The sequence below is a fragment of the bacterium genome (assembly GCA_040757115.1).
Lineage (GTDB): Bacteria > UBA9089 > CG2-30-40-21 > CG2-30-40-21 > SBAY01 > JBFLXS01.
The window spans coordinates 1-4,048 of the sequence record JBFLYA010000305.1 but is presented as its reverse complement, the minus strand read 5'-3'; the positions used below and the strand labels follow the sequence as shown (position 1 = coordinate 4,048).

Annotated in this window: 2 protein-coding genes; one reads left to right on the top strand and one right to left on the bottom strand. The window is 34.1% G+C overall.

Annotated features, from left to right (window positions below):
- Positions 1–804 precede the first annotated feature (804 nt).
- Positions 805–1,332: a hypothetical protein gene (locus AB1422_17570; GenBank protein ID MEW6621112.1), complete on the top strand. Its 528-nt coding sequence runs from the start codon at positions 805–807 to the stop codon at positions 1,330–1,332.
- A gap of 44 nt (positions 1,333–1,376) precedes the next feature.
- On the opposite strand, the gene AB1422_17565 is transcribed toward AB1422_17570, so the two are convergent.
- Positions 1,377–3,665, bottom strand: coding sequence for a YfhO family protein (locus tag AB1422_17565; GenBank protein MEW6621111.1), 2,289 nt, complete (start codon positions 3,663–3,665; stop codon positions 1,377–1,379).
- Positions 3,666–4,048 lie beyond the last annotated feature (383 nt).

Here is a 4,048-nt window from a genome sequence, read left to right as displayed (position 1 = left end):
TGTGATTTGGAATTTTGTAATTCACTCACTATTTTTTGCAACTCATGGTTTAGCCATAACTTTGCAATAATTCCTCTTCCTTGTGTTTTCAGGGGATTTCAATCTTCTAAAAATCACGAAACTATAGTGGGGGTAATGTTTTGAATTTTGGTCATTCGAATTTGTTTGGAATTTGGAATTTGTGATTTGGAATTTCATAGCTATATCTATGTCAAATTTCGATTAATAAGTGCTATACCACAAGTGGTGTCAATCCAATTGTTTTTTTATTCTTTGCGTTCTCTGTGGCATCTTGCGGTGGAAAAATTATCCCTTTTTTTTCTTGATCATATAGGAAAGTATAATATACCACGAATTTCACGAATTGGACGAATAAAAATGTGTCTAAGTGTCAGGTAGTCTATGTAACCCAGACACATAGACACCCAGACACCAGACCACCTGAACGATTACATTATTCTAATAATTAGTATTCATTCGTAAAATTCGTTTAATTCGTGGTAACTTTTTCTTGACAAATTATTGATTGTATAATATAATAATATCACCTTAGAAAATTAAAAAATTGGTAAACGTTCAGCCACAGAGGCACAGAGTTCGCAGAGAATTAGGAAAATTAGCCACAAATAGACACAAATTAACCTGTGACATTCGATAAGTGTAGGGGGAACCTTTAGGTTCGCTTTCCTGTTTTTTATTATTCGTATTCATTCGGGGTTATATATTCTCTCTGTGACTCTGTGGCTATATCCCTGAACGGTTACAAAAATTGGTTACCAAATACCAGAGGAGATAATAATGGCTATGCCAGCCCATGCAATAAAATCAGAAGAGATAATCCCACCTTACTATGACCGCTATTTAGATGAGCGAGAAAAACGCTTTGTTACAGAAATAGAAGCAATGCGGTCTGAGATAAGGCGAAATACACAGCAATTAGAAACCATAATAGCAATAAATACACAACGATTAGATGCTAGGATAGATGGTTTACATACCAGAATAGATGAGACAAATAAGCGGATAGATGAATTGAAAGAATATGTCATAATGCGGTTTGATGAGACGGATAAGCGGATAGATGGGTTAGATAAGAGTGTAAATGCCAGGATAGATGGGTTAGATAAGCGGATAGAGGGGTTAGACCAGCGTCTAAGTGCCAGGATAGATGGGTTAGATAAGCGAATAGATGGGTTAGACCAGCGTTTAAATGCCAGGATAGATAATTTAACTAAGAAAGTTGACAGCCATTTCTACTGGACAATGGGATTATTCGCTCCATTGGTTATTTCTGTAATCACAGGAATAATCTTTATTTTAATTAAAGGTTGAACGGATTAATGGCAAACCTTGAAAATAGAATTTAAAAATAAATTCTATTTTGAAGGTTTGACCACGAAGGTTGTCATAAGTAGAGTTGCTGATATAAATCCACTGACAATGCTTCCAATTATCCCCACTAAAAAACTAAATGGAAAATAGATAAATTCTACTTTATGATTACCTGCCGGGAAACTAATTGCCCGAAAGGCATAGTTTGCCCGATAAATCTTTGTTAACTTACCATCTATGTAAGCCTGCCAGCCAGGATAATAGGTATCGCTTAAAAATAAAAGACAATTTCCCTTAGAAGACGCTTCAAGGATAATTTTGTTAGGTTGGTAATCTATAATTTTTATTTTGGATTTTGGATTTTGAATTCGAAGATTGTTGCAAGGCAAAATTTTGGATTTATGTTGGATTCCTTCTTCTATAATTACCTCTCTCATTGGATTAAAATTCAATCTGTTCATTACCTCTAAAATTTTAGCCCTATTTTCGATTACTCGTATCTTTGAGACAAAAAATGCCCTTGGCAGACAGGTCATATTCTGGTATATTTTAATTGCGGCATCTTCATACACAAGTTTTAAGTGCGGCATTTTTAATTCAAACTTAGAGATAAGATATTTAACATTCAATAAGTCTAATAAATTTAACCTTCCTTCTTTTTTAATCAATTCTAAAACATGGTTGTAATCATTCAGGGTTAAAGATTCATAGCCTTCGGCATCAAAAATTTTGTAGAAAAGCCCTGAATTTGGGACTAAAGATTGCTGGACATTTATCAGTGCCTCTTCCAATGTCGCTCCACGAATGATATGGAAATACTTTTCACTTTTCGGCTCTAATAAGATACGATAAAAATCCCTATCTTGCAAGATAAATCTTAAACCCTCTGATTTATATCCATAAATCTTTTGAGGAACAAAGGGATTAATTCTGCTCCCAAACAGAAATAAGTCGAGGATAACAAAACTAACTATCCCAAAATTAAATGCGGATATTGGAATTTTGTTTTTAAATAACAAAGAGATAAGCAAAATACAGGAGATAATAATTAAGCAGACGATAATAAAATTTAAAAAAATGCTATTTGCCCATGTATCTATCTGAAGGTCAGTTGCATCTGGAAAATAAATCTTTTTTAAAAAGGGAAATAGGATTAATGGGGTTAGACCTTGAAAATAGAATTTATTTTTAAATTCTATTTTCAAGGTTTGACCCCGAAAGTAGTCATATCCAAAACCCGCTAAGATACTACATCCAAATGCGGCAAAAGAGAAAAATTTAACCGGGTATCTAATCATACTAAAACCAGGTAAATATTTATAAAGTAACTCATAGATTGGAAGAAGCCGACCTAAAGAAAGGATAAGAAAAATAAGGATAATTGAGGTAAAGAAGATAACGAGGTGGTTTTTTCTTATAAAAAGCACTGCCGTAAACACAAATAATAAAGGCAAAATGCCCATATAGATGCTCTCAAGCCAGGATTGACCAAACCAGAAATGACTCTCGTCAATAAAATTACCTGTAAAATAAGGTAAGACTAAATTTAATAATTCATGCGGTCCTAATGATAGACTTGTGGCATGGGTGAACTTAACTCCGCCGGTGCGGGTTGAAAATAAACCCATCTCTAAAAAAGGCAATATCTGGAAAAGGACTAATCCGATACAAATTACCCATGGAGTAATCCCTTGAAATATCCATTTTTTTAAAGGTTGTGGTTGAAATAACCAGAATAGGACTAACATAATTAAACTTCCATACAATTGCGTTGGTTCGCCGGCTAAAAATTGGACGGCTAAAAATAACCCGGTTAACATAAGATAAATGTTATGTTTGTTTGTTAATGCTTTAGTATAGAATAAAAGGATAAGTGGCGTCCAGGTAGCGGCACTTAGAGTGGTAAGCATATCAACTACGGATAAAACAAATCCACCAAACCCGTAGGTAACGCTTGAGATTAAAGACCCAGTTCTACTGATATTGAAATTACGCATCAATAGATAGGTAAAAATTGAGGCTAATGTAAAATGGGAAATGATAAATAGTTTAATTCCAAAGAAGAAAGGAAAGATGTAGGTTAAGATAGACATAGGATAAAATACTGCTGGTTGTAAAGCGGCTAAATTTGGAATGCCAGCAAATAAATAAGGATTCCAGAAAGGGATGATACCTTCCTTTATGGCAGAGGCACTAAAATAGCGAATTGGATAAAAATACCGATGAATATCACCATATCCAAAGGTAAAATCCGTTACTAATACTCTGGCAAAAAAGAGTAGTGTTACGCCAATTAAAATTAATAGGATTGATATATCCTTTTTATTAAACATCCTGGTGAAAGTATAGCAAAGAATATCATTTATGTCAACTGTAATTCAGACACTGGACATCAGACACAAGACTATAGACTCTATTTATGCAGGGAATTAGTGACATTTGGGAAACCATCCTCAAAACTTCACTCCCTGAATTTGTAACCGTTCAGGTGGTAATTTACCGCAGAGACGCAGAGGAACACAGAAGACATAGAAATAAATCAGATATCAGAAAAGATTATTGGTGCAGCTATTGAAATACATATAGCGATTATTAACTGGAAGTTTACATAGGATAATACCCATAAATAAGGCATGAGAATAATCGTTCCGTTAGGAACATAATATCGGTAGGAATAGATAGACAAATCAATCAGTTCCGTAGGAACGATATATTG

What these genes read in the sequence shown, in the direction of transcription:
- AB1422_17570 (MEW6621112.1), top strand. Translation starts at nt 805, where the DNA reads ATGCCAGCCCATGCAATAAAATCAGAAGAGATAATCCCACCTTACTAT.
- AB1422_17565 (MEW6621111.1), bottom strand. Translation starts at nt 3,665, where the DNA reads ATGTTTAATAAAAAGGATATATCAATCCTATTAATTTTAATTGGCGTA.